The following is a 26707-nucleotide window of genomic DNA, read 5'->3' as shown; positions in this document are numbered from 1 at the left end:
CGCTCACGTGCGCATCCTCGGATCCAGGATGTCGCGCAGGCCGTCGCCGAGCAGATTGAAGCACAGCACCGCGCTCATCAGCGCAAGTCCGGGAAACGCCACCAGCCACCAGCGCCCCGTGGAGATGAAGCGTGCGCCCTCGGCGACCATGATGCCCCATTCCGGCGTCGGCGGCTTGACGCCGAGGCCGATGAAGGAGAGGCCCGCGGCATTGAGAATGGCCCAGCCGAGATTGAGCGAGATCTGCACCGCCATCGCCGGCAGCACGTTCGGCAGCAGGAAGCGCAGCACCACGGCGATGTGGCTCTCGCCGCAGGCCCGCGCGGCCTCGACCCAGCCGAGATTGCGGCGGATGTTCACTTCGGCGCGGGCGAAGCGGATGTAGAACGGCAGATTGATGATCGCGGTCGCGATCACGATGTTCTCGACGCGGTTGCCGAGCGCGGCGACCATCGCCATCGCCAGCACGAACAGCGGGAACGCCATCAGGACGTCGACGAAGCGGCCGACCGCCTTGTCGAGCCGGCCGCCGGCATAGCCGCACAGCGCACCGACGACCGACCCGAGCGCGAAGGACACGGCGACCGCCGTCACCGCGATGGTGAGATCGAGCCGGCTCGCGACGATCAGGCGGCTTAGCACGTCGCGGCCGAGCTGGTCGGTGCCGAACCAGTGCGCAGCGCTCGGCGGCTGCAGCGCGGCGGAGACCTCGGACGCGACAGGATCGTAAGGCGCGAGCCACGGCGCAAAGATCGCGATCAGTGCCAGCAGCAGCGCGCCGCCGGCTGCGACGGCGGTGACCGGATTGCCGCGTAGCACGAACGCGGTATGGCGCAGGGTCGACGCGGTCTCGATCGTGCTCATGCTCACGCCACCGTCGCCCTGGGATCGGCGATGCCATAGAGCAGATCGACCAGGAGATTGACGATCACGAAGATCGTCGCCATCAGCAGCACGAAGCCCTGCACCGGCGCGTAGTCCGACACCAGCAGCGCATCGAGCGCGTAGGAGGCGACGCCCGGCCAGGAGAACACCTTCTCCACCAGCACGTTGGCGCCGAGCATGGTCGAGAATACGATGCCGGCGATGGTGATCACCGGAAGGATCGCGTTGCGCAGCGCATAGGTGACGACGATGCGCCACCACGACAGCCCGACCGAGCGCGCAGTGCGCACGAAGTCGCTGCCGAGCGACACCAGCATCGAGGCGCGGGTGATCCGCGCCAGCGGCGCGATCACGAACAGCGCCATGGTCAGCGCCGGCAGCATCAATTGCCGCGCCGCCGCCCACCAGCCCTCGAGATCGCCGGCGAGCAGGAAATCGATGATCAGGAAACCGGTGCGCTGCGGCGGCAGCGTGGCGAAGATGTCGATGCGGCCCGTGGGGTCCGGCGCGAAGCCGAGCAGATAATAGAACACGTAGATCAGCAGTAGACCGGAGACGAAGGTCGGCACGCAGACGCCGAGCGAGCAGAACAGCCGCACGCCGTGATCGACCAGCGACCCTGGCCGGAGCGCTGCGAGCACGCCAAGCGGCACCGCCGAGACCAGCGCGATCAGCAGCGCGGTCAACGTCAGCTCCAGCGAGGCCGGCAGCCGCTCCTTGAGGTCCTTGGCAACGGCCTGCCCGGTCATCATCGAACGGCCGAGATTGCCGCGGCCGACGTCGTACAGATAGATCGCGAGCTGGTTCGGCAGCGGCTTGTCGAGCCCGAGCTGCCGGCGGATCACCTCGATCTCCTCCTGGCCGGCATTGGGACCGGAGGCAAAGAACACGGCCGGGTCCCCCGGCAGCACGCGCATCAAGAGAAAGGTGAACACCAAGACGCCGAACAGCGCCGGCAGCGACGAGACGAAGCGTCGTCCCGCCCGAGCCAAGGTTGCGCCGACCGTTCCCATGGTTATCCGCCGTCCCCGTTACTTGCGACTCAGGTTACGATAATCGACCTGCCGCGTGAACTGGTAGACATAGCCATCCATCGTCGGCTGCATCACCGCATCCTGCGCCGCCTGCCAGATCGGGATCTGGAACATCTGGTCGAAATGGATGGCGTTGAGCGCCTTGCCCTGCTCCTCATATTTCGCCTTGTCGGCCTCGAAGCGCGCCTCCTGCGCGATCTTCTCCAGCTCAGCATTGTCGGTCGAGGAGTAGTTCCAGCGCTGCTTGCCGGTGTAGAAGTTGCGATAGAAGTAGTCGGTCGAGGGCAGCCAGGCGACGATGCCCTCGGTGAAGAACGGCAGCTTCTTCTCGTTGATCGCGGTCGACATCTGCGCATCCGGCAGCTTCTGGATGTCCACCTTGATGCCGATCTTGGCGAGCGATTCCTTGACCAAGGCGGCCATCGGCTCGGCGGTCGCCGCCTGGCCGACATTGAAGCTGAAGGTGGTGGAGAAGCCGTCCGCCATGCCGGCGTCCTTCAGATAGGCCTTGGCCTTCTCCAGATCGAGCTTGATCGGCTGCGGGATCGGATAGCCGCCGCTCGGCGGCTTGCCGTCGGCCCAGATCGCGCCGTAGAGCGGCGCGCCGCGGCCGAACAAGGCCGCCTTGAACATGTCGTCATAGGGCAGCGCAGAGGCGATGGCGCGACGCACATTGACGTTGTCGAACGGCGGAATGGTGTTGTTCATCGAGATGAAGGTCACCGCGTTGTATTGCGGCGTCGAGATCACCTTCAGCTTGCCCTTGCTTTCCAGCGACTGCACGTCGCTCGCCTGCAGATCGATGACCAGATCGGCATCACCGCGCTCGACGAGGTTGGCGCGCGTCGCCGGCTCCGGCACCGACTGGATGATCAGGCGCTTGAACGCCGCCGGCTTGTCCGGCGTGCCGCGGTTCCAGGCCTCGTTGCGCTTGGCGATCACTTGCTCGCCGGGCTTGAAGGTCTCGACGATGTAGGCGCCGCTGCCGGCCGCGTTCTCCTTGGTCCAGTTCAGCGCCCAGGGATCTTCAGCCGTCGCATGCGCCTTGGCCAGCTTGGAGTTGATGATGATCGGATAGACGGTCGCGAGATTCGGCAGCGCCAGCTTGTCCGGCTTCGGCAAGGTCACTTCGAACGTCAGGGGATCAATGACCTTGAACTGATCGGCCGACGTCAGCGAGCCCGTCAGCAGTTGCGCCTTGCCGAGGATCGGCGCGCTGACGCAGCGGTCGAGCGACCATTTGACGTCCTCGGCCGTCACCGGCGAGCCGTCCTGGAACTTGGCGTCGGGGCGCAGCTTGAAGGTGATCTTCAAACCGTCAGCGCTGACCTGATAGGATTCAGCGAGCTCGCCGGTGATCGTGTCGAGATCGAACACCCACTTTCCATTGAGCTGCTTGCGACCGAACGACACCAGCCGGTCGTAGCTCGACATCGACAGCGCGAAGGCCTCGCGCGTCGAGCCCGGAATGTTCGGATCGAGCGTGTTGACGGTGGCACCGGTGACATAGCGCAGAGTCTCGGCGCGGCTCTGCGCATGCGCCGATGGCGCAGCCAGCATCACCGCGAGCAAGGCGGTCGCAGCGAACAACGAACGTTTGGACATCTCGAAACTCATCGCCCTTGTTCCCTCATTGGTCTCAAAATCCGGGACTGAAATAGCCTGCCAGCGGTCACCGGCGGCGCAAGCGCATCAGATGGGAGCGCAGCAGATGGAAGCGCAGCAGCAAATCACGTGCCACGGCACACCTCGGCCTGCTTCACATCGTAGGCCTGGAAGCTGGCCCAATGCTTGTCGATGTCGGCCTTGAACAACCCGCGCGTCAGCCCATGCACGAGCTTCGGCACCGCTGTGGTCATTGCATTGATGGAAGAACCCGACGCGCCGAAGCTCATCGTCGAGGCAATGGCGAAAACATGGACGTCGCGGATCCACGGCGTCCGGCCAGCCACACGCTCGCACAGCGCATAGTCGTCGGCGAGATAGGGAAAGGCGCCGAGCCGGTCGTTGCGCTCGCTGGCGTCGGGCGTGTAGCGATCGCACCAGCGTGCGATGTTGGCGGCAAAGCGCTGCAGCTCCGGACGCTTTGCGAAGTCCATCGAGATGCCCGTCGCGCTGACTACGAAATCGACTGTGACTTCGTCTTGCGGTGTCCGCAGCACGACTCCGTCGGACGTCTCGCACGCGGCCACGATCGGCGCGCCCTCGTGTAGATGGAACGCGGCATGACGGGCGCAGCGATCATAGGTGTGCTGCGGAAAGCCCTCGCGCAACTCGAGGACCGCGCGCATGAAACGCCAGCGCCAGACGTCGTCGAGCTCGGAGAAATGCCGCAGGAAACCGCGGAACGTCAGCCAGCGATAGGGCTGGATCAGCTGGATTTCCGTGCGGCGGCATAGCAGATCGACGCGCGCCGCACCGGCTTCGAGCGCAGCCGCCGCATTGTCGAACGCCGAGGCACCGGCGCCGATCACGGCGACGCGGCGGCCGCGCAAGCTGTCGAAATCGATCTCGGCGCCGGAATGGGCGCCGCGCGTTGCGGGCAGATCGCGCAGCGGCTCCGGAATACTCCAGTCGCCCATCCCCTCCTGCCCGGTCGCCAGCACGATCTTGCGGGCGTAGATCGTCGCCTCACCATCCTTGCTGCGCACGGTCGCCTGCAGCAGTCCATCAGCGGCCGGCGCGATATCGACGACTTCGCAGCCGTTGCGCACGGGAAGGTCGAGCACCTCGCGATACCAGGCGAGATAGTCTGCCCAATATTCGCGCGGAATCAGGTCAAGATTGCGCCAGCTCTCGCCGCCGAACTTCGCCTCGTGCCACGCCTGATAGGTCAGACAGGGTATGTCGAGATCCGGTCCGGTGAAATCTTTCGGGCTGCGCAGGGTCGGCATGCGCGCATAGCTGAGCCACGGTCCTTCGCGGCCAGCTTCGGCCTTGTCGAGCACGAGAATGTTGCTGACGCGTGAGCGCAGCAGCGCGAAGGCGGTGGCAAGACCCGATTGGCCGCCGCCGACGATCAACACATCGCGCGCAGGTCGGCCATCGGGACCGATGATAGGCGTCAGCCATGGCATGCTGGGATGCGCGATCCTGGCAAGATCGCTGCGGACCTGGGCCGTCAGCGCGGCGAGACCGGCGCTCATGCCGGCCACCGGATGAAACACGCGCAATCGCGATCGACACGCTCGCTGTCGCTCACGCTCTCTCCATCAGTCATGTCACCCGGCGAGCGAAGCTTAGCAAAGCGAGCCTGGAGCCGACCATACCGATTTGTCCGCCGCCCATAACAGCTTGTTATGGGACGGCAGCGGCAGCTAGAATCGACAGCCATCCGCAGCGAGACAAGAGGTCGCATGCCGCTCAATCTGCGCCAGATCGAGGTGTTCCGCGCCATCATGATGACAGGCTCGATCAGCGGCGCTGCGCGGCTGCTGTCCGTGTCGCAGCCCGCGATCAGCCGGCTGCTGGCCTATACCGAGGATGGCCTCAAGCTCAAGCTGTTCGAGCGCATCAGCGGCCGGGTGCAGCCGACGCCGGAGGCCAGGCGGCTGTTCGCCGAGGTCGAGCACGTCCATCGCGGCGTCGCGCGCATCAACGATCTCGCCGACGAGTTGCGCGCGGGCGGCACGGGGACGATCCGCGTGGTGGCGAGCCCGAGCGCGGGACACAGCATGGTGCCGGAGGCGCTGGCGCGGCTGCGCGGCCGCTTTCCCGACCTGCGTGTCGAGTTCGAGTCGCTGACCCTGCTGGAGATCGTCAGCCGCGTCGGCACAGCCCGCGCCGATCTCGGCATCACCGTGCTGCCGGTCGACGAGCCGACAGTCGCGGTCGAGACGATCGCGGAGGGCGCGCTGCACGTGATCATGCCGGCCGATCATGCCCTGGCGAAGCTGCGCAGCATCAGGCCGAAGGACATGCTGCCCTATCCGCTGGTCGGCTTCGGCCGGCAGACGCCTTATGGCCACATCGTCACATCGGCCCTCGCCGGCGGCCCGGAGCCGACCACGATCGTGCGCTACACGCCCGACGCCTGCGCCATGGCCCGCGCCGGCGCGGGCCTTGCCGTGGTCGACGAATTCGTGCTGCGCGGCCGCGCCTGGCCCGACCTCGCGGCACGGCCACTCGCACCGAAGATTCCGATGCGCGCGCATCTGCTGACGCCACGCTTCGAGCCACTGTCTCGCAACGCGGCCGCGCTTGCGGACATTTTGCGCGGGCGCGATCGGAAATCCGGCACTGCGAGGCGTTGAGCTACGCCGCCAGCCAGCCGCCATCGACCGGCAGCACGATGCCGGTCGTGAACGACGCCTCGTCGCTGGCGAGGAACAGCGCGGCGGCCGCGACCTCGTCTGCCGCGCCAAAGCGCTTCATGGCGTGGCGCTGGCGCGAGGCCTCGCGCACCGGCTCGGGATCGGCGTGGCGCGCAAAGCTCCGGCGCAGCAGCGGCGTGTCGATCGCGCCCGGCGCCAGCGCATTGACGCGGATGCCATCGGCGGCGAAGTCCACCGCGATGGTGCGGGTCAGGCTGATGATCGCGCCCTTGGCGGCGATATAGGCGCTGTTGCCTTTGCCGCCGGCGACCGCAAGCTGCGACGCCACGGTGATGATCGATCCGGCCTTCTGCTTCTGCATGATCGGCACCGCGACCTTGGTCCACAGCCAGGTGCCGCCGACATTGGCGCGGAACACCGCGTCCCAGTCGGCGGGATCGGTGGTGACGACGGTGCCGCCACAGGAGAAGCCGGCCGCGGTCATCAGCACGTCGAGCCGGCACCGTGCCCCGGCCACGCCCTCGATGGTCGCCTTGGCGAAGTCGGCGTCACCGACATCGCCGACATGGACGCTGCCATCCCCGCCCGCGCTCCGCACAAGCGCCAGCGTCTCATCCGCGCCCGCAGCGTCGCGATCGACCAGGGCGAGATGCGCCCCCTCGCGCGCGAACATCACGGCGCTGGCGCGCCCAATGCCGGAGCCGCCGCCGGTGACGATCGCGACCTTGCCTGCAAGCCTCATCTCAATCTCTCCCGTGCTGATCGAACCAGCGGCCGAAATGCTCCGCCGATGCCGCGCAGTCGAAGCGCGCGCGCCAGCCGAACTCCTCGGCCAGTCGCGTCGTCGACAGCCGGCCGCGGTTCGGAGCAAACACCGGCACCGTCGGCGCCTCGCCCTGCTCTGCGAGCCGGCAGACGAAACCGGAGCGGCCTTGCGCGAAGGCGCGGCCCCAGGCCTCGGCGGTAAACATGGCTGTGCTGGAGATGTTGTAGAGCCTGTGCTGCGGCCTCTCGGCTTCCAGCAACCGGCAGACGGCGTCGGCGACGTCGACCGCATAGACCCAGTCCTTGTCGCCCGGCTCGTTCAGCAGCGCCGGCGCATTGCGCGCGCAACAGGCCGCGATCAGCGCCTGCGGCGATGGCGTGTCGCGCACGCCGCCGGCGCGCTCGAAAGGGCCGAAGACCGCCGACAGGCGCACGCTGATCACGTCGGTTTGCCACAGATCCGACAGCCGCGCGGCGACGCGCTCGGAGGCGAACTTGGTGATCGCATAGAGCGACACCGGCTCGCACGGCATGGTCTCCTCCAGCACGGCAAAGCGCCGACCGCTGGCGCCATAGGAGGCCGCCGAGGACAGGTTGATGACGCGGCGGATGCCGCTGCCGCGCGCCGCCTGCAGGATCGGCACCTGCGCAAGCAGATTGACCGCGAGGATGCGCTCCGGGTCAGCCGCATCGCGCTCGGGCCCGGCAGTGATCGCGGCGCCGAGCACGACGGCATCGCAGCCGCTGGCGACGGCGGCCGCGACGGCGCTCGCATCGGTGACGTCGCCCTGCACCAGGTGCAGACGCTCGCGATACGGCGCGAGGGCGCGCTGCGCTGCCGCCGGCAAACCTGCTGCGTCAAAGATCGTCGCGGCATGGCCGCGCTCCAGCAGGCCTTGCGCAATGTTGAGCCCGACGAAGCCGGCGCCGCCGAAGATCAGGACATGCATCAAAGAGGTCCTCGCGTGGACAGCGATCGACAAAGGGCGTTCAGCTCTCTCCCCACGTCATGGCCGAGCGCCGTCCCGGCCATCCACGTCCGGCAGCATCCTGGGAAGCACGTGGATGCGCGGGTCCAGCCCGGGCATGACGGCGGACAGCGGAGCGACCGCGTCAACATGATCAGCTACTCCAACAGCTCTTCGCGCCTAGAGCAGCTTCGCCCCAAAATTCTGCTCCGGGTCCATATCCGCGACCAGGCGCCCCGTCGGCGTCGCAGCCTCGCCACCGCTGCGGGCGAGGAACTGGCCGGAGCCGGGCTGGGCCGACAGTCTGCCGCCGTCAACGATGACGCGGCCGCGCGACAGCACGGTCACCGGCCAACCCTGCACGCTGCGCCCCGCAAATGGCGTGTAGCCGGCGAGGTCGTGCATGGCGGCATCGCTGATCGTGACGTGCTTGTCCGGATCCCACAGCGCGATGTCGGCATCGGCGCCGATCGCGATCGCGCCCTTTCTCGGATGCAGATTGTAGATCTTGGCCGGCGCCGTCGCTGTCAGCTCGACGAACTTGTTGAGGCCCAGCCGCCCCTTCGACACCATCGCGTCGAACAAGAGCGGCAGCCGCAGCTCCAGGCCCGGCAGGCCGTTGGCGATCTGCTTGAAGTTGGGGTTGGGGCCGGCGCGCAGCTTGCCGGTCTCGTCGAACCGATACGGCGCGTGATCGGAAGAGATCGTCTGCAGGTCGCCGAGCGACAGCGCCTGCCACAGCGCCTCCTGATCGGGCGCGCGGCGCGGCGGCGGACTGCACATCCACTTCGCACCCTCGATGCCGGGCTTGTCGAGATCCTCGGCTGTCATGAACAGGTATTGCGGACAGGTCTCCGCGAACACCTTCAGCCCCTGCCCGCGCGCATCCCGGATCACTTTCGCACCTTCCGCGGTCGAGACGTGGAAGATCATGATCGGCTGATCGACGAGGGCGGCCATGCCGATCAGGCGGTTGAACGCTTCGGCCTCGGAGAAGCGGGCGTGGCTGATGGCGTGATATTTCGGCGCGGTGTAGCCGCGCGACAGCAGCCGCTTCACCATCCAGGAGATGATGCCATGGTTCTCGGCGTGCGCGCACAGCATGGCGCCGCCTTCGCGCGCGGCGACGAGAATGTCGAGCAGCGGCTCGTCGTCGATCTTGAGCCGGTCGTAGGTCATGAAGATCTTGATCGAGCCGTGGCCCTGGCGGATCAGCGCCGGCAGGTCCCGCTCCAGCGTCTCCCTGGTCGGATCGGCGACGATCATGTGGAACGCGTAGTCGATCACGGCACCCTTGCGCGCCAGCGCGTGATAGTCCTCGACCACCTGCGGCAACTGCATGCCGACATGCTGGGCTGCGAAGGAGATCACGGACGTGGTGCCACCGAACGCGGCCGACGTGGTGGCGCTCTCGAACGTGTCGGCATTGACGATCCCTGCCGCCGAGAGCTGCTCGATATGGCAATGGCTGTCGACGCCGCCGGGCAGCACATACTTGCCGCGCGCATCGATCTCGCGCTTGGCCCGGCCGAGCCCGCGGCCGATCGCCGCGATGGTCTCGCCTGTGATGGCGACATCGGCCTCGAACGTATCGGTGGTGGTGGCGACGCGCCCGCCCCGGATGATCAGGTCATAGGCCGGCTCGGTCATCGCGATCTCCTAGTTCTGCCAGATGGAACGCCGTGGACGCGAGACGACCGCATCGGCCCCATTGCGTCAGCCATGGCATAGTGGTTGCCTGTCACGCGCCGTCAACACTGAAGAAGCAGGTAGCTCCCATGTCCCGCCCGCGCATCACCGTGATCAATCCGAACTCCAACCAGGTGGTCACCGACGGCTTGGCGGCGGCGCTCAAGCCGCTGATGTTCGCCGACGGGCCGGAGATCGTCTGCGAGACCTTGAAGGAAGGTCCATACGGCATCGAGAGCCAGAAGGACGCCGACAGCGTCACCCTGCCGCTGCGGCGTCTCGTCGAGGGCGACAACGCATCCAGCGCGTTCGTGATCGCCTGCTACAGCGACCCTGGCCTGCATGTCTGCCGCGAGGCCACGGCACGTCCGGTGCTCGGCATCGCCGAATGCGGCGTGCTCACCGCGCTGACCCGCGCCGATACGTTCGGCGTGCTCGCCATCGCGCAGCGCTCGATCCGCCGCCACATCCGCTATCTCCGCCAGATGGGCTTGATGGATCGGTTGGCCGCGGAACGACCGTTGGACATGACCGTGGCGGAGACGGCGTCAGGCGAAGGCACCTTGGCGAAGATGATCGCGGTCGGCCGCGCGCTGAAGGAGGAGGACGGCGCCGGCGCCATCGTGATGGGTTGCGCCGGCATGGCGCGGCACCGGAAGAGCTTAGAGGAGGCGCTGGGGATTCCGGTGATCGATCCGACCCAGGCTGCGGTGACGATGGCGCTCGGCGCGGTGGCGTTTGCCGGGTGAGTGGCGCTGAGCCTTGCGCTCTGCATTCGCTGATCTGCCCGACCGATCGCCTCACACACGGCTGTCGTCCCGGCCTTGAGCCGAGACCCATAGCCACCGGCTGCGGTGAGGTAGGCAACTAACAGTCACGTTCCTCGATAGCTTCCGCGGTATGGGTCCCGGCGTTCGCTGGGACGACACCATTGTCGTCGCTGGAGTCGAGCACAATAACTGCGATTTGCTTGGCTCCGGCAGCTAAAAAACTCGTTGTTCACTCCGGCGGCACCGCGCCCGTGCGGCTGGTGATCAGCCCGTAATGCTCGATCCGCCGATGCCTTGCGAAGTCGAAGGTCGTCTGCTTGCCGAACCGCGTCGCATCGAGATCGCACGGCACGACCAGCACCTCGTCCCCTTCCGTCGCGGCCTCCGCGACGATCTCGCCGTCGGGATTGACGATCAGGCTGCCGCCGATCAGGTGATGGCCGTCCTCGACGCCGGCCTTGGCGACCGCCACCACCCAGCACGAGTTCTGGTAGGCGCCGGCCTGCGCCGAGAGGCGATTGTGAAACAGGCGCTGCTGCAGGCCCTCCGCGCTCTTCAATGAGTTCACCGACGGCGTGTTGTAGCCGATCAGCACCAGCTCGACGTCCTGCAGCCCCATCACGCGATAGGTCTCCGGCCAGCGGCGATCGTTGCAGATCGCCATGCCGAAGATGCCGCCGAGATTGCGCCACACCGGAAAGCCGAGATCACCCGGCTCGAAATAGCGCTTCTCCAGATGCTGGTGGCTGCGCTCCGGTTCGAACTCCTCGTGGCCGGGCAGATGCACCTTGCGGTACTTACCGACGATGGTGCTGCTGCGATCCGTGAGGATGGCGGTGTTGTAGTGGTGCCCATCCGGCGTCAGCTCGGCATAGCCGAGATACATCGCCATACCATGCTGCGCAGCGCGATCGAACAGCGGCTGCACGGCGGCGTTCGGCATCATCAGCTCGAACCAGCTATCGACCTCCGCCTGATTCTCCATGTACCAGCGTGGAAAGAACGTCGTCAGCGCCATCTCTGGATAGACGATGAGATCGGCCCCCCGGCGCTTGGCCTCGTCCAGCAGCGCGATCATGCGCGCCACCACCGCCTCGCGGCTGTCGGCGCGCTGAATCGGCCCCATCTGGGCGGCGGCAACGTTGATCACGCGCATGGTTGGTCTCCTATTCTAACTCTGGCGTCACCCCGGCCGATACAGCACGGGCCGCGTCCGCGAGAACGATGGGCGGCCGCGCTTGAGGCCCCATAGCGGCTGCGCCAGGGTCGCCACCGTCTCGGTCGGCGTCGACGCATCGATGCAGACCAGATCGGCCGGCGCGCCGACCCTGATGCCGTAGTCGCCGAGCCGCATCAGCTTCGCCGCATCATGCGTCACCATGTCGAGGCAGCCGGCCAGATGATCGGGACGCGAGACGTGACAGACATTGGCATAGAGATTGGCCATGCGGATCAGCGAGCCGTCGCCATAGGGCGTGAACGGGTTGAGCACGTTGTTGGTCGAGAGCGAGCAGGTCACGCCCGCAGCGCGTAGCGGCTCCAGCGGGACCACGCCGCGCGGGATCGCATGATGGTGGCGGCGGCCCATCAGATGCAGGTCGGTCGACGGCAGCACGGTGACGGCGACCCCGGCATTGGCCAATTGCGCAGCGATGGCTTTGAAGCGCTGCGGCGGCAGCAGCGACAGCTGCGTGACGTGACCGACGGCGACGCGGCCGCCCCAACCATACTCCTCGGTCTTGCGGCAGACATACTCGATCTGCATGTGATCGAGCGTCTCGGCGAGATCGAGATGCATGTCGATGTCGACGTCGTGCTCGCGCGCGATCGCGAAGATGCGGTCGATCTGCGCCGGCGGGTCGGTGTCGAAATACGGGGCGGCGCCGATGGTTCGCGCGCCGCGGCGCAGGCCTTCGATCAGCAGCTCCTCGGTGCCGAGATAATTGGTGAGACCTTCCTGCGGAAATACGCAGATCTCGAGATCGAGCGCCCAGGCATAGTCCTTTGCGAGCCGCCGGATCGCCTCGAAACCGATGAAGCCGATGCCGGGATCGAGCTCGACATGGGTGCGCATGCGCATCGTGCCATGGCTGACGCAGCGCTCCACCGTCTGCTTCGCTCGCGCGTAGACATCATCAGCGGTGAAGTTGCGCTTCGCGGCCGCGGTCTCGCGCACCGCCTCGGCGACTGTCCCGTCGCGGATGGTGCAGCGGTCGAGGATGCAAGTCTTGTCGAGATGGATGTGCGTCTCGATGAAGCCGGGAACGACGAGGCAATTCTCCGCGTCGCGCTCCGCGCCGTCGGCTGGCAGCGACGGCGCGATCGCCGCGATGACACCATCGGAAATTCCGATATCGGCGCGGCGCAGTTCGCCCTGCTGCGCCAGCACCGCGTTGCGAATGATCAGGTCCATGCTGCCGCCAGGGATTCCATACGCGCGCCAAGCTGGCGGCCCGGTTGCGAAAAGGCAAGCGCCATGCCAAGGCCCGTCCGCCGCAACGCGCGGCCAGCGGTCGATACCATTCGTTTACAAATAGACGGCCGCCGGGAACCACTTGTTTCCCGGGGAAAAACTGCTATATTGATGCATGGAAAACGTGAACTCGTTCTGCTCAGGCCCGTCGTCAAGGCGGGCCGTTGCCGTTTTGGGGGTAGCTGTCCGATGACTCGCTCCAACCGTACGGATCACATTCGCCTGACCTCGCACCCGGTGCCAGGCGCCAAGCACAATTTCCCGCTCCACTGGGGCGCCGAGAGCGCGCGCGAGCGCGGCCCGATCATCGGCACGGTGTCGCGTCCGCAGGACCGCAACGTGATCGGCAGCCATGGCGGCTCCTACACCGTCTACCGCGCGCTCGCGGTATCATCTGGTGCGCTCGATCCGATCCGCCGTCCGGATCTCACCAACACCCATCCCGCCGCCACCATCGGCCCGTTCACGCAATGGCGCGATCCGGCGAAGATCGTCGCGCTCGATCCCTGGGGCCATCTGGTCGCCGAGAATTTCGGCGGCGAGATCGCGGAAGGAATCGATATCCGGCCGACGATCGCCGTGACCAAGGCGCGCATCGAGCTGCCGGAACTGCATGCGGCGCTCGCCGCCAAGCGCCTCGTTCATGATGGCGATGTCGTGCACGCCAACGGCAGCGTGTCGGTGGTCAAGATCGCGATCGATCCGGTGTGGTACCTGCCCGGCGTGGCCGCGCGGTTCGGCACCAGCGAGACCAATCTGCGCCGCGGCCTGTTCGAACAGACCGGCGGCATGTATCCGGAGTTGGTGACCCGGCCCGACCTGCAGGTGTTCCTGCCGCCGATCGGCGGCACCACGGTCTATCTGTTCGGCGACGTCGACAAGCTCAATGACAGCCGGACGAAGATCACATGTCGCGTGCATGACGAGTGCAACGGCTCGGACGTGTTCGGCTCCGACATCTGCACCTGCCGCCCCTATCTGATCCACGGCATCGAGGAATGCGTCGCGGCCGGGCAGAACGGCGGCCTCGGCATCATCGTCTACAACCGCAAGGAGGGCCGCGCCCTCGGCGAGGTGACGAAGTTCCTGGTCTACAATGCGCGCAAGCGCCAGGAGGACGGCGACGCCGCCGCCGCCTATTTCGAGCGCACCGAATGCGTCGCCGGCGTGCAGGATGCGCGCTTCCAGCAGTTGATGCCCGACGTCATCCACTGGCTCGGCATCAAACGCATCGACCGCTTCATCTCGATGAGCGACATGAAGCATGACGCACTGGTGGGCCAAGGCGTCGACATCGTCGAGCGCGTGCCGATCCCGGACGAGCTGATTCCGGCGGATGCCCATGTCGAGATCGCGGCGAAGAAGGCGGCCGGCTATTTCTCGCTGGAGCCGCAGAAGCCCGAGGCGCTCGGCGACACCGTCGGCCGCCCGCTCGAGAAATACTGAGCGCAGCCTGAGATCATGGACGACGTCTCCTATCTCCTCTCGGCCCGCGCAGTGCGCGAGCGGGCGCATCAAATGCTTGCGCTCGGTCTTGCCGACAAGCTGCCGCATTTTCGGGTCGAGATCGGCAAGCTCGATGCGATCGCCGACCTCGTGCTCGATGTGACCCGCAAGGCCTATCCCGATGGCGAGGTGCCGTTCCACTCGCGCTGGCGGCATTTCGTGGTCGGCGGCGTCGATCGCTGGGCTGCGATCGCCGACAAAGTGAATTGGCCGAATGCGGCTTCACGGGCGCGCGCCGAGTTCGATCTCGCCATCACCAGCGTGCTGCTCGACGCGGGCGCCGGCGCGGCGTGGCGTTACCATGATGTCATAAGCGACACGCGTATCGGCCGCTCCGAAGGGCTGGCACTGGCGAGCCTCGACATGTTCGCACGCGGTGCGTTTTCGGCCGACGCGAGCGATCCGCTACGGGCCGATGCAGCGAAGCTGAAGCAGCTCACCGTCGGCGATCTCGAACGCGGCTTTCAGGTCGGTGCCGACAATCCACTGGTCGGGCTCGAAGGCCGGGTCGAATTGCTGCGAAGGCTGGGCGCCGTCGTCAATCCCCATTCCGATCGGAGCATCTTCCCAAATCGTGATACGCCAAGACCTGGCGGCTTGTTCGATGACCTCGCCGCGCGTGCTGAGGACGGCCGCATTCAGGCGGACGCGATCCTGCAATCGGTGTTGCGTCAGTTCGGCCGGATCTGGCCCTCGCGCATCCTGCTGAACGGCACCAGCCTCGGGGACTGCTGGCGTCATCCGTCACTGCCGACTGACGATGGCATCAGCAACCTCGTCCCGCTGCACAAGCTGTCGCAATGGCTGAGCTATTCGCTGATCGAACCGTTGCAGCGCGCGGGCCTGGTGGTCGAGAACATCGACGGCCTCACTGGCCTTGCCGAATACCGCAATGGCGGCCTGTTCGTCGATGGCGGCGTGCTGGTGCTGCGCGATCCCGCCGATGCGGCGCGCGCCCATGCAGTCGACTCGCCGCTGGTGGTGGAATGGCGCACGTTGACGGTCGCCCTGCTCGACCGGCTGGCCGAACTGATCCGCCGGCGCACCGGCCAGACCGCGGAGCAGCTGCCGCTGGCGCGAATCCTCGAAGGCGGCAGCTGGGGCGCCGGCCGCAAGCTCGCCTTCGCTCGCCGCCCGGACGGCTCGCCGCCGCTGACCATCATCAGCGACGGCACGGTGTTTTAAGGGGGGTTGAGGTTAAACTCATCGATCTTGCGCCTCCGTCATTGCGAGCGAAGCGACTTGTCCGCCATAGCCCGAAGGGCGACGGCGGAAGCAATCCGGGGCCAGGAAGGAAGTCTGGATTGCTTCGTCGCTCCGCTCCTCGCAATGACGAAACTGATGAAGTGCCTGTAGGGTGGGCAAAGCGCAGCGTGCCCACCATTCCAAGCTGAGCTAATATCAGGTGGGCACGGCGCTTCGCGCCTTCGCCCACCCTACGCTTCGGAGATGAAAGCCATGGAAGGCGTCACGGTCGTCGATCATCCCCTGGTGCAGCACAAGCTGACCTTGATCCGCGACAAGTCGATCTCGACCAAGTCGTTTCGCGAGTTGCTCAAGGAGATCGGCATGCTCCTGTGCTACGAGGTCACGCGCGACCTGCCGCTCACGGAGGTCGAGATCGAGACGCCCCTGGCGCGGATGCAGTCGGCCAAGATCGCCGGCAAGAAGCTGGTGTTCGTGCCGGTGCTACGCGCAGGCGTCACCTTCGTCGACGGCATGCTCGATCTGGTGCCGACCGCGCGCGTCGCCCATATCGGCCTGTACCGCGAGCCGCAGACCTTCACCGCGGTCGAGTACTTCTTCAAGGCGCCGTCCGACCTGCAGGAGCGTCTCGCCGTCGTCGTCACACCGGTGCTCGCGACCGGCAACAGCGCGGTCGCCGCGGTCGACCGGCTCAAGGAGCGCGGCGCCAAGGACATCCGCATGGTCTGCATGATCGCCGCCCCCGAAGGCGTCGAGCGCGTGCGCGGCCTGCATCCTGATGTTGCGCTGTGGACCGCCGCGATCGACGAGGGCCTCGACGACGACGCCTTCATCGTGCCGGGTCTGGGCGATGCCGGCGACCGCGCCTACGGCACGAGGTAGCAGCGGTCAGCCGGCGAACGCGGCCTGCGCCTCCGGCAGCGCCCAGATCCTCTCGATCGCAGCAGCACCTGCGGCGATGATGGTCGCCTCGTTGCCGTGGAGATAGCGACCGTCGTGGATCAGCAGCCGGCCGTCGACCATCACCTGGTCGATGTTGGCGCGGTTGGCGAGGGCGATCAGGCCGCGGCGGGGATCGTGCAGCGGCTGGAGATGCGGATGGGTCATGTCGATGACGGTGAGATCGGCGGTCGCACCCTGTGCTATTACGCCCAGATCAGGCCGCTTGATCATCGCGGCGGCGGTCGCCGTGACCGCGTCGATCAGTTCCGGCGCGCTCGCGGTCTCGGCGCTTCCCAGCGCGATCTTCGAGATCATCGACGCCGCGTTGAGCTCGCCGAGCAGGTCCATGTTGTAGCCGTCGGTGCCGACCGCCGTGCGTACGCCATGCGCGGCGAAGCGGCCGAAGGCGGCGGTGACGCCGGCGCGTGCGAAGACGCGCGGGCAGTTCAGCACGCCGGCACCACGCGCCGCCATCAGCGCAAGGTCCGCATCGGTCGAGGCATGGCAATGCGCCGCCAGCAGATCTGGACCAAGCAGGCCGAGCCAATCGAGATACTCGGCCGGGGTGCGGCCGTCATAGCGCTGCGCGATGGTCGCGACCTCGCCTGCGCTCTGCGCCATGTGCGTCGTGATGGGAATGTCGAGCTCGCGCGCCCGGCTCGCAGCCGCGCGCAACAGATCCGGTCCGCACGTATCGGTCGCGTGCGGGCTCATCGCGAGACGAATACGGCCGTCGCCCTGGCCGTGCCAGCGCCGATACAGCGCATTCCAGATTGCCATGTCGGCTTCGCCGTCATTGCCCGCGTAAGTCACGACGCCGGAGGCATCCGCCTTGGCATCTGATGTCGAGAACAGATAGGGCGCGCCATAGAAGCGCAGGCCCATCTCGAGAGCCGCATCGAACAGCTCCGGAATCGTGTTGCGGAACGGCTCCATGACCGTGGTGGCGCCGCCCTTCAGGAGCTGCAGCACCCCCATGCGGCCGATCGCCAGCCGCTCCTCCGCCGAGAGGATCTCGGCCCCGCGCTTGGACAGCGGCAGCAGCACCGTGTAGACGATGCTCTTGTTGTTGCGCCGGCCGTTGCCGTCCTCGGTGAGCGTGCGTGCGATCGCCTCGCTGAAGATGTGGTTGTGCAGATTCAACAGGCCCGGCAGCACGAAGCGGCCGGGCCGGTCGAACACCTCGTCCGCCGCAGGCTTATCGGCCGTCACGGCTGCGATCTGCTTGCCCTCGATCAGCACCCAACGGTCGCGCAGCACATCCTGCGCGCCGTCCTTGCGCGCCAGCACGTAGCTGCCGAAGATCGCGGTCGTGCTCATGCGTCCTTCGCTTCCGCCGCCTCATGACGCTGATAGTTCGCCGCGATCTCGGCCCCGGTCGTGATCCACACGTCCCGGCACGATTTGGCGTAGGTCAGGAACTCGCGCAACAGGCGGAAACGCATCGGCCGCCCCGAGACCTGCGGATGCAGCACGGTCGTCACCATCGCGCCCCAGTCGCGGACTTCGTCCAGCTCGTCCTTCCACATCGACAGCACATGCTCTTTCGGAAAGATCGAGCGCGGCGAGAACCGCGCCGACAGGCCGTGCATCCAGTCGTCATAGCTCGCGGTCACCGGGATCTCGATCGTGCCCGGCTTGCCGTCGGCGAGACGGTGTCGATAAGGCCTGACGTCGTCGCGGAACGACGAGGTGTAGATGATGCCCTGCCGCACCAGCGCTGTCAGCAGCTCCTCGCAGAACTCGCCGAACGGCGCGCGGTAGCCGATCGGACGGACGCCGAGCCGGCGCTGGATCGCCTCGAAGCCGCGCTCGATTTCCTCGATGATGAAGGGATCGCCGGGATCGGGCAACAGATGGTGATAGCCGTGATGGCCGATCTCGTGCCCCGCCTTCAGCACGGCTTCCGCCATCGCCGGATGCGCGTCGACCGACCAGCCCGTGATGAAGAACGTCGCCTTGAGATCGAGCTCGGCGAGCAGCTCAAGCAGCTTCGGCGTGCCGACGCGCGCCTCGAAGCCACCGAAGCTCATCGTCACCAGACGCGCGGCGTGCGCCGGATCCTTCGAGGTCCAGGCGCTCTCGGCGTCGATGTCGAACGACAGGAACATGGCCGCGCGATACGGCTCAGGCCACGGATAGTCCGGCGCCGGCGGCGCGGTGTTGGCGGGAATGAGCGGAATGCCTGCGAGCGCCTTACTGTCCGGCATTGATCAGCACCTTCTCGATTCCGTTATCGCTGAGCTTCCACTTCACCAGCAGCGCCTTGTAGCTGCCGTCGGCAATCAGGCCCTCCAGCGCGTCGCGCAAGGCCTCGCGCAGCTCCTCCGCCTTCACCGGCGTCGCCAGCCCCGTATATTGGTAGGCGATCGGCGCGCCGATCGGCACATAGGTGTTCGGCTCGAGATCCATGATGTAGGGCAAGGTCTCGTTGCCCTGCACGGCGGCGTCAATGCGGCCCTGCTTGAGCTGCGTCCGCGCATCGGCCGAGCCTTCCGTGCCGACGAACTGAATCGGGCTCGCGCCGCAGTTCTTCTCGCTCCAGGCGGCGATGTCCTTGGGGAACATCGTGCGCCTGCTGGCGCCGACCTTCTTGCCGCACAGCGCGGCCGGCTCCTTGAGCTCGGCCGCGCGCGACGCCTGGACGAAGAAGCGCGGACCGCTGCGCAGATAGTCGAGGAAGGTCGCGGTGTCCTGCCGGCTCTTGTAGTCGGTCATGCCGGTCAGGATGATGTCGAAGCGTTGCGTGGCGAGGCCCGGCATCAACTGGTCGAAGCTCGTCTCCTGCCACACCGCCTTGACGCCGAGCTTCTTGGCCAAGGCCTCGCCGAGCTCGACGTCGAAACCGGTCAAGGTCGCGGTGGCCGGATCCTTGAACTCCATCGGCGGATAGTTCGGCACCACCGCGATGCGCAGGCCGCTCTGCTTGATCTCGGCCGGCAGCTCGGCGGCGAGAGCCGCGCCCGCCACGGCCGCGCTCATGAACCCAGCCAACATGATCGACTTCAAACCCATCACCTCACCCCACTTCAGCTGCCAGAAATGCCTTTGTTCTCGCCTCGCGCGGCGCGCGCAGCACCTCACGGGCCGGGCCGCTCTCCACGATCACACCCTGATCCATGTAGACCACCCGGTCGGCGACCTCCCGCGCGAAGCCGAGCTCATGCGTCACCACCAGCATGGTCATGCCCGATGTCGCGAGTTCCTTCATCACGCTGAGCACCTCGCCGACCAGCTCGGGATCGAGCGCCGAGGTCGGCTCATCGAACAGCACCAGCCGCGGCTTCATGGCGAGCGCGCGCGCAATGGCGACGCGCTGCTGCTGGCCGCCCGACAATTGCGATGGATAGGAGCCCGCCTTGTCGGCGAGGCCCACCCGCCGCAGCAGCGCCATGGCCTCGTCCTTCGCTTCGGCCGGTCCACGCTTCTGCACCTGCACCGGCCCCTCGATGACGTTCTCCAGCGCCGTCATGTGCGGAAACAAATTGAAGCGCTGGAACACCATGCCGCAGGCGAGGCGCTGCCGCGCGATCTCGCGCTCCGACAGCCGATGCAGCCGGCCATCCTGCTCGCGGAAACCGAGCAGCGCGCCGTCGAGCCAGATGCCGCCGCTGTCGGCCGTGGTCAGCTGGTTGACGCAACGGAGCAAGGTGGTCTTGCCGGAGCCGGATTGCCCGATCAGGCAGACCACCTCGCCCTCGAAGACATCGAGCGAGACTTGCTTGAGCGCCTGGAATTCGCCGAAGCGCTTGCTGACCTGACGGATGGCGACGAGCGGCGTCATCAGCGTCCCCGCGCGATGCCGCGGGCAAAACGGCGTTCGAGCAGCATCTGCAGCGGCGTCAGGATCGAAACCACGAGCAGATACCAGAGGCCGGCGACGATCAGAAGCTCGATGACGCGCGAATTGGCGTAGTAGATGTTCTCGGCCGAGTGCAGCACCTCCGGATACTGGATCACGCTGGCGAGCGAGGTCGCCTTGACCAGGCCGATGAACTCGTTGCCGAGCGGCGGGATCACCACCCGCATCGCCTGCGGCAGGATGATCCGGCGCAGCGCCTGCAGCCGTCCCATGCCGATCGCCTGCGCCGCCTCGTATTGGCCGATGTCGACCGACAGCAGCCCGGCCCGCATCACCTCCGAGGTGTAGGCGCCCTGGTTGATGCCGAGCCCGAGCAGCGCGGCCAGGAACGGCGTCATCACGTCGACGGCGCGCGCGCTCCACAGGCCGGGAATGCCGATGGTCGGAAACACCAGCGCGAGGTTGAACCACAGCAGCAGTTGTAGGATTAGCGGCGTGCCGCGGAACAGCCAGGTGTAGCCGGCGGCGACCGACCTCAGCACCGGATTGGGCGACAGCCGCATGATCGCGACGACCACGCCGAGCGCTATGCCGAGCGCCATCGCCGCGACCGCCATGACCATGGTGTTGACGATGCCGCGCAGGATCACCGGGGCGGTCAGGAAGCGTTCGACGTAAGACCATTCGATCTGGCCTCTGGCGAAGGCGCGGCCGATCGCGACGAGGATGACGACGATGACCGCAGCCGCGAGCCAGCGGCCCCAATGCGCCTCGCGGGCAATCCTGTGTCCGGACAGATCCGGGAAGCCGCCGGCCAGCGCCTCGCTCCAGCTCATTGCGGCGCCGCGTTGAGCATCGGCTCGCGCACCGCATTGGCGCCGAGACCCCATTTGTCGAGAATGGCCTTGTAGCTGCCGTCGGCGATCATCGCCTTGAGCTGTTCGGTCACGACCTCGCGAGAGCCTGCATCGTCCTTGCGGAACATGATGCCCTGGTAGCCCAAGGCGATGGGCTCACCCAGGATGCGATACTTGCCGGTCTCCTGCGACTGCGCATAGGGCAAGGTTTCGCTGCCCTGCACGGCGGCCTCGATGCGGCCCTGCTTCAGCTGGTTGCGGACATCGATCGAGTTCTCCCCCGGCACATATTGCGCGGCCGGCTTGCCGGCGGCCTCGCAGACCGCCTTGCTCCATTTCTCGATCTCCTGCGGGAAGCTGGTCGAGCGCGTGGTGCCGATCTTCCTGCCGCACAGATCGGTCGCGACCTTGGCATCGCTCTCCGCCAGCACGAAGAATTGCGGGCCTGTGACCAGATAGTCGACGAAGTCGGCGGTCTCGCGCCGCGAGGCGCGATCGGAGATGCCGGAGATGATGAAGTCGGCGCGCCTGGTCTGCAGCGATGGGATCAGCTCGGCGAACGGTGTCTCGCTCCAGACGATCTTGACGCCAAGCCGCTTCGCCAGCTCGTTGGCCAGGTCGATGTCGAGTCCCTTCAGCTCGTTGGTGGCGGGGTCGTGATATTCCATCGGCGCGTAGGTCGAGTTGACCGTGAGCTTGAGCACGCCAGCCTGCTTGATCTCGGCGGGCAGCTCCGCGGCCCCCGCCGGAGCAAGCGAGGCGAGGATGACGAAACCTGCGAACGACGAACGGCGCATCCTGCGACACTCCCCATGTGAACGGCTAATCGACCGCGACCGGCTCGACCACGCCGGCGCGCTCGGTGATGACCTTGTACTGATCCGGCCGGCGATGCGCCGCGAAGTTGAACATCTTGTCCTTGCCCTGGCGGCACAGATCGAGGTCGATGTCGGCGACGATGACCTCATCGGCGAGCGTCGTCGCCTTCGCCACGATGCAGCCATTGGGATCGACGATGCAGGAGCCGCCGATCAGCCCGCTGCCATCCTCGTCGCCGGCCTTCGCCACCGCGATCGCCCAGGTCGCGTTCATGTAAGCGTTGGCTTGCGCCACCAGCGTGGAATGGAAGGTGCGCAGCGAGGCATCCTCGGTGGTGCCGCCATTGGGATCGTAGGCCGCGGAATTGTAGCCGACGCAGACCAGCTCCACGCCCTGCAGCCCGAGCACGCGCCACGATTCCGGCCAGCGCCGGTCGTTGCAGATCATCATCCCCATGATCGCGCCGCCCCATTCGCTGCCGGCGCGCACCGCTGGAAAGCCGAGATCGCCGTAGCCGAAATAGCGCTTCTCCAACTGCTGATACCTGGCGCCCGGCCGCGGCTCGACCGAGCCCGGCAGATGCACCTTGCGATATTTGCTGATGATCTCGCCGTCGGGATCGACCAGGATGGAGCTGTTGAATCGGCGTCCGTCCGGCGTCAGCTCGGCATAGCCGACATAGAAGCCGACACGAACCTCTCGCGCCCGGTCGAACAGCGCAGCGACGGCCGGGTTTGGCATCGACCGCTCGAAATGGTCGTCGAGCGCCTCGTCTTCGAGGATCCATCGCGGAAAGAACGTCGTGAAGGCGAGCTCGGGGAAAACCACCAGCTTCGCGCCCTGGCTGGCGGCCTGATCCAGCAGCGCAATCATGCGGGACAGCGTGTGCGTCCGGCTGTCGGCGCGCTGGGTCGGTCCCATCTGGGCGGCGGCGGCGCGGAAGATACGGCTCAATAGTGCCTCCGATCTGTGCGCCATGCCGAACGATCAGGCGGAACGCCGCCTGGATGCGCGCACTGGAAGAAGGGATCATTTGGCGAAAGCGGCGCGGGATTTGCAATCTGCCCACACGGCCGCGCGCTATGATATTTTGGCCGAGACCATCACCGGGGCTTATAGGGCGACCATGTCATGAACCTGCGCCAGCTGGAGATCCTGCGGGCCGTCATCCGCCATCACACCACCGTCGCCGCCGCCGAAGAGCTGGCGCTGTCGCAGCCCGCGATCAGCAACGCGCTCAAGGCGATGGAGGCCCAGGCCGGCTTCACCCTGTTCGAGCGCGTCAATAACCGATTGTTTCCGACGCCGGAGGCAATGACGCTCTATGAGGAGAGCGAGGCGATCTTCACCTTGCACGCCCGGCTGGAAAACCGCGTGCGTGACCTGCGCGAGCAGAAGACGGGTCATCTGTCGATCGTCGCCACGCCGCCGCTCGCCTACAGCATCATCCCGCCGACCTTGTCGGGCTTCCTGCGGCGCCGGCCGCAGACGCGGATGTTCTTCGACGTGCGCCGCTATGAGGGCATCATCGAGGGCGTGCTCGGCAATGTCGCCGAGCTCGGCTTCGCGCTCGGACTGTCTGACCATCCCGGGATCGCCCATGAGGTCGTGCACACCGGCGAAATGGTGTGCGTGATGCCGGCCCGGCATCCACTTGCGGACCACGACGTGATTTCAGCGCGGGATCTCGCCGGGTTCCCGCTGATCGGCCTCGAACGCGGCACCCGCCTCGGCGAAGCCGTGCGCGAGAGCTTCCGGCAAGCCGATGCGGACTTCCAGCCGACCGTCGAAGTGCGTTACTGCAACACGGCCTGCGTGCTGGCTTCGACCGGCGTCGGCCTCGCCGTGGTCGATCCGTTCTCGCCGCGTCAGAGCGGGCCTGATCTCGTGGTCCGGCCGTTCACGCCCTGCACCACGGTGTCGGCCTATGTGCTGTGGTCCGAGGCAAGGCCGCTGTCGAATCTGGCGAAGACGTTTCGAAACGAGGTGCGCAACGCGAGCCGGAGTCTCGCCGGTTGCGTCGACGCGATCGGGGCTCCGAGTCTCGCCGCTTCCGCGGAACGCGGCTGAGCTTGCCGTCCATGATTAAACCGGTGGACGTATCGTTTGCGGCCCATCATCCGAAACGCCTGCCTGCGGCGGGCTTCCCGGGATGATGCTCTGCGTCGCTGTCATCTTGCGGCTGGCGGCGGAGTTGTTGCAGTCGACCATGGCTCGCCCGCCCGCAATCGCGCCGCCAGCGCCGCCGCGCAGCCGGCGAGCAGCCTCTCGCCCTTTGCAGCAGATGCCTTGCGCGCATCGCCTGCGACGCCGGAGGTGGTGATGTCGGCGAACGATCTGAACATTTTCAGCGACGGCACCAGCGAGCCCATGATGTCGAAGCTCGGCCCAAAGGCCGCGTCGAGCCTCGCCGCATCGACGAGGCTGGGATGAACCACCATCATCATCGAGGTCTCGGCTTCGCAGGCATGCATCACGCCCTCCTGATCCTCGAGGACCTCGGCCATCATCTCCCGCCCTTCCATGAAATAGGTCGTCGTCGCGATCGGCGCATTGAGCTCGCGCGTCAATTCGCCGGTGAGAGTGGCCAGCGCCTGAATGTTGCCGCCATGGCCGTTGACGATCACGATGCGGCGGAAGCCGGCATTCAGGATCGAGCGACACAGGTCCCTAAGCACGGCGTGGTAGGTGGCGAGACCGAGGGTGAAGGTGCCGCCGAACGGAACGTGATGGTCGGCAAGCCCGCACCAGACGGTCGGCGCGACCACGATGGGATAGTCTGGAGCCAGCTCCAGCGCGGTGCGACGGCAGACCTCGCTGCACAGGAAGTCGTCAACGCCCGTCGGCAGATGCGGGCCGTGCTGCTCGGTCGAGGCCACCGGCAACAGCACGATCGCGTCGCGCGCCGCGAGCGCGCGAAGCGCTTCGGCGGAAAGTCTGTTCCAGGCGGTTTCTGTCATGACGGCTGCTCGCATGGTCGGAGATGAGGAAGCTTGGCTCATACCACCCGACACCGCAACGGCGCATCTCGGCACATCTTGCGCGCAGGCCGCGACAGCCGTCTCCGTGCACTCCAGCCACGACGCGGCTGCAGTTACAGCGCCCTCTCCCACAACGGGCGAGGGCGCAGTAACGGGCACCGCACCCTCGGCTAGATCAGGAGCTGCTTTCCATACACTCAAACATCGACAACGATTGCGATGACCTCAACAAGGTGCAACGGCCTTGCGTCCTCACGACACCAGGACCCGCACGGCAGGCCGACTCACACCCGCGCCAACTCGATGTCGTGGGTCTGCTTCGTCTCCGCGTCGTACACCCTGATCTGCAACATCGGAAACCGGCGCTTCAGGTCATGCGCGCCGTTGTGCGCGCCCTCTTTTGTCTTGAACTCGGTCTTGATCTGACCATCGACCACGACGGCATAGCCGGTCAGCGGAAGGTCTTTGCCGGATTTGTCTTGAGCAGGCTTGTTGTGAACAGACTTCTCTTGGGCAGACTTGAGCATTGCGAGCCGACGTCGATTCGTGAGTTGAAGGGGTGTCGAGACGCGATCTCTCCGCCTCGGACGACTCCGATGTAAGGTGAGTCTGTCGCGACGAGCAAGCGAAGACGTGTTCTTCACAAGCAGGACGATTACGGTTCAACCTGACGGAGCAGCGCCGGCCCGCGATGATCTCGGGATGTTCACTGCGAACGAGTCGCGCGAGTTCCAGATTTGCGAGCTTTCCGGACGCTCGGAGTCATGCTCGCCACCGCGAACGACGAGCGCTGTGGTCGCACGTCTCTCAGTGCCCGCAGCGCTCACCTCGCGCCGCCTCGAAGGCATAAGCCCGATTCCAGCATGAGATGCGCGCTCCAACTGAGCGAGGTCACGCAAAATCCCGGCGCCATCGAATGAATGCCTCAGCATGACCGCCATGCGCGAATTGCCCGTCGTGCCAGTCTGCCGCAGATAAACCGCTTGCACCGTCGGGCAAATCGGGACGACATTTCGTGCATCCCGCCTCATGAAGAGGGGCGTGTCGCGAACGTCACGAGACGTGGAGTGCGGGATGCGATGGACGCGACGTGTCGCAGCGGGTGTCATGCCTGCGGACGAACGGCACGGCGCGGACGGCGAAATCGCATGGTCCTGGCGCCGCGACGCTGGCGTCAAGCTCGCGACGAGGTTTCAGCCTCGCACGGGTGACGGTGGCAAGACAGCCCGTTCACCGGGGAGAATGCGTATAAGCCGTAACACCATCGCGCAGGGAAGGCCGGGATGTCTCAGCCGAACCTGTGGTTCCTGCCCCGTGCATTCTTTCCGCACGGGGGCCATGGGGGCGGCGAGCTCCCGGCCTTCCCTGCGCCCTCTCACTTGAAGAGGGTGACGTCATGCAAGCCTCGGGCGTAACCTGCGCCGCGAGATCGCGATGTGCTGTCCTGCTGTTTGTCAGTGTGAACCCCGATCCCCGTGAGATCACGGATGCCGCGCCCGCCGCCCGGTATCCCTGTCGGCAGCTCGGCGCAGATGAGCGGGAACCATCAACGGCGGCCCGGCGCGGTTGACCCTCCATTTACCTCACGATCGGCCACAACACTCGCGTTGATGCAGATCAACATCCTCGCTGAGAACGCGCCGCCTACTCACAAGGCTCCCTAGAGCATGCTGTTTTTATACGGAAACATATCCTGAGTTTCTGAGATAGTTGGCGCACTCCTTTTCCGAGAAGAG

24 protein-coding genes are annotated in these 26707 nt (G+C 66.3%); 6 read left to right on the top strand and 18 right to left on the bottom strand.

Annotated elements, in window-relative coordinates:
- Positions 1-3 precede the first annotated feature (3 nt).
- The 4 genes from QW868_RS29770 to QW868_RS29755 all read right to left on the bottom strand — a co-directional run bounded on the left by QW868_RS29770 (position 4) and on the right by QW868_RS29755 (position 5065).
- Positions 4-864: an ABC transporter permease gene (locus QW868_RS29770; RefSeq protein ID WP_315738483.1), complete on the bottom strand. Its 861-nt coding sequence runs from the start codon at positions 862-864 to the stop codon at positions 4-6.
- A 2-nt stretch (positions 865-866) separates the two neighbouring features.
- A complete protein-coding gene (locus QW868_RS29765) occupies positions 867-1898 on the bottom strand; it encodes an ABC transporter permease (protein ID WP_316232197.1) in 1032 nt (343 codons plus the stop codon).
- 18 nt (positions 1899-1916) lie between these two features.
- Complete coding sequence (locus QW868_RS29760; RefSeq protein ID WP_316232196.1) at positions 1917-3536, bottom strand: ABC transporter substrate-binding protein; 1620 nt, start codon at positions 3534-3536, stop codon at positions 1917-1919.
- A 113-nt stretch (positions 3537-3649) separates the two neighbouring features.
- Positions 3650-5065 carry an NAD(P)/FAD-dependent oxidoreductase gene (locus QW868_RS29755; protein ID WP_316232195.1) on the bottom strand — a complete coding sequence of 472 codons (1416 nt, stop codon included), beginning with the start codon at positions 5063-5065 and terminating at the stop codon, positions 3650-3652.
- Between the two features lie 210 nt (positions 5066-5275).
- On the opposite strand from QW868_RS29755, the gene QW868_RS29750 reads away from it, so the two are divergent.
- Positions 5276-6172 carry a LysR substrate-binding domain-containing protein gene (locus QW868_RS29750; protein WP_315772059.1) on the top strand — a complete coding sequence of 299 codons (897 nt, stop codon included), beginning with the start codon at positions 5276-5278 and terminating at the stop codon, positions 6170-6172.
- A 1-nt stretch (position 6173) separates the two neighbouring features.
- On the opposite strand, the gene QW868_RS29745 is transcribed toward QW868_RS29750, so the two are convergent.
- The 3 genes from QW868_RS29745 to hydA form a co-directional block, all read right to left on the bottom strand.
- Positions 6174-6935, bottom strand: coding sequence for an SDR family oxidoreductase (locus QW868_RS29745; protein WP_316232194.1), 762 nt, complete (start codon positions 6933-6935; stop codon positions 6174-6176).
- Position 6936: 1 nt separating this feature from the next.
- A complete protein-coding gene (locus tag QW868_RS29740) occupies positions 6937-7908 on the bottom strand; it encodes an NAD(P)-dependent oxidoreductase (RefSeq protein WP_316232193.1) in 972 nt (323 codons plus the stop codon).
- A gap of 198 nt (positions 7909-8106) precedes the next feature.
- Entirely contained in the window at positions 8107-9576 is a 1470-nt protein-coding gene (gene hydA / locus QW868_RS29735; protein ID WP_316232192.1) for a dihydropyrimidinase, read from the bottom strand.
- 128 nt (positions 9577-9704) lie between these two features.
- Here hydA and QW868_RS29730 point away from each other — a divergent pair, with 128 nt between their 5' ends.
- Positions 9705-10364, top strand: a complete 660-nt coding sequence (locus tag QW868_RS29730; RefSeq protein ID WP_315772054.1) for an aspartate/glutamate racemase family protein — start codon at positions 9705-9707, stop codon at positions 10362-10364.
- A gap of 250 nt (positions 10365-10614) precedes the next feature.
- Here the strand turns inward: QW868_RS29730 and QW868_RS29725 are convergent, their stop codons facing one another.
- Entirely contained in the window at positions 10615-11541 is a 927-nt protein-coding gene (locus tag QW868_RS29725) for an N-carbamoyl-D-amino-acid hydrolase (protein ID WP_316232191.1), read from the bottom strand.
- A 27-nt stretch (positions 11542-11568) separates the two neighbouring features.
- Positions 11569-12798 carry an amidohydrolase family protein gene (locus QW868_RS29720; protein ID WP_316232190.1) on the bottom strand — a complete coding sequence of 410 codons (1230 nt, stop codon included), beginning with the start codon at positions 12796-12798 and terminating at the stop codon, positions 11569-11571.
- Positions 12799-13047: 249 nt separating this feature from the next.
- Between QW868_RS29720 and QW868_RS29715 the strand changes: the two genes are divergently transcribed.
- The 3 genes from QW868_RS29715 to upp all read left to right on the top strand — a co-directional run bounded on the left by QW868_RS29715 (position 13048) and on the right by upp (position 16452).
- Positions 13048-14304: a GTP cyclohydrolase II gene (locus QW868_RS29715; protein ID WP_315796750.1), complete on the top strand. Its 1257-nt coding sequence runs from the start codon at positions 13048-13050 to the stop codon at positions 14302-14304.
- Positions 14305-14319: 15 nt separating this feature from the next.
- Positions 14320-15549, top strand: a complete 1230-nt coding sequence (locus QW868_RS29710) for a URC4/urg3 family protein (RefSeq protein WP_316232189.1) — start codon at positions 14320-14322, stop codon at positions 15547-15549.
- A 273-nt stretch (positions 15550-15822) separates the two neighbouring features.
- On the top strand, positions 15823-16452 hold the full coding sequence (gene upp / locus QW868_RS29705) for a uracil phosphoribosyltransferase (RefSeq protein ID WP_315738496.1): 630 nt from the start codon (positions 15823-15825) through the stop codon (positions 16450-16452).
- A gap of 6 nt (positions 16453-16458) precedes the next feature.
- Here the strand turns inward: upp and QW868_RS29700 are convergent, their stop codons facing one another.
- From QW868_RS29700 to QW868_RS29670, 7 genes are read right to left on the bottom strand one after another with little or no spacing between them, the layout of a single operon-like run.
- Positions 16459-17832, bottom strand: coding sequence for an amidohydrolase family protein (locus QW868_RS29700; RefSeq protein WP_316232188.1), 1374 nt, complete (start codon positions 17830-17832; stop codon positions 16459-16461).
- A complete protein-coding gene (locus QW868_RS29695) occupies positions 17829-18722 on the bottom strand; it encodes a polysaccharide deacetylase (protein WP_315811735.1) in 894 nt (297 codons plus the stop codon). Before QW868_RS29695 ends, QW868_RS29700 begins: the two co-directional genes overlap by 4 nt.
- Positions 18709-19527 (bottom strand): ABC transporter substrate-binding protein, encoded by an 819-nt coding sequence (locus QW868_RS29690; RefSeq protein ID WP_316232187.1) that lies wholly within the window; start codon positions 19525-19527, stop codon positions 18709-18711. Before QW868_RS29690 ends, QW868_RS29695 begins: the two co-directional genes overlap by 14 nt.
- Before the next feature lie 4 nt (positions 19528-19531).
- Entirely contained in the window at positions 19532-20299 is a 768-nt protein-coding gene (locus QW868_RS29685) for an amino acid ABC transporter ATP-binding protein (protein ID WP_315796917.1), read from the bottom strand.
- The gene (locus tag QW868_RS29680; protein WP_316232186.1) at positions 20296-21150 is read right to left on the bottom strand and encodes an amino acid ABC transporter permease; all 855 of its coding nucleotides are present in this window, start codon (positions 21148-21150) and stop codon (positions 20296-20298) included. Before QW868_RS29680 ends, QW868_RS29685 begins: the two co-directional genes overlap by 4 nt.
- Positions 21147-21968: an ABC transporter substrate-binding protein gene (locus QW868_RS29675; RefSeq protein ID WP_316232185.1), complete on the bottom strand. Its 822-nt coding sequence runs from the start codon at positions 21966-21968 to the stop codon at positions 21147-21149. Before QW868_RS29675 ends, QW868_RS29680 begins: the two co-directional genes overlap by 4 nt.
- Before the next feature lie 25 nt (positions 21969-21993).
- Positions 21994-22968 carry an N-carbamoyl-D-amino-acid hydrolase gene (locus QW868_RS29670; protein ID WP_315772038.1) on the bottom strand — a complete coding sequence of 325 codons (975 nt, stop codon included), beginning with the start codon at positions 22966-22968 and terminating at the stop codon, positions 21994-21996.
- A gap of 153 nt (positions 22969-23121) precedes the next feature.
- On the opposite strand from QW868_RS29670, the gene QW868_RS29665 reads away from it, so the two are divergent.
- The gene (locus QW868_RS29665; RefSeq protein ID WP_316232184.1) at positions 23122-24060 is read left to right on the top strand and encodes a LysR family transcriptional regulator; all 939 of its coding nucleotides are present in this window, start codon (positions 23122-23124) and stop codon (positions 24058-24060) included.
- 101 nt (positions 24061-24161) lie between these two features.
- Here the strand turns inward: QW868_RS29665 and QW868_RS29660 are convergent, their stop codons facing one another.
- On the bottom strand, positions 24162-24950 hold the full coding sequence (locus QW868_RS29660; RefSeq protein WP_316232183.1) for a creatininase family protein: 789 nt from the start codon (positions 24948-24950) through the stop codon (positions 24162-24164).
- Positions 24951-25255: 305 nt separating this feature from the next.
- Positions 25256-25498 (bottom strand): hypothetical protein, encoded by a 243-nt coding sequence (locus QW868_RS29655; protein ID WP_315811728.1) that lies wholly within the window; start codon positions 25496-25498, stop codon positions 25256-25258.
- Positions 25499-26707 lie beyond the last annotated feature (1209 nt).

This window comes from Bradyrhizobium sp. SZCCHNR1051, from assembly GCF_032489615.1.
Classification (GTDB): domain Bacteria; phylum Pseudomonadota; class Alphaproteobacteria; order Rhizobiales; family Xanthobacteraceae; genus Bradyrhizobium.
Note: the sequence above shows the minus strand (reverse complement) of the source record. Positions and strands in the feature narration are given on the sequence as shown.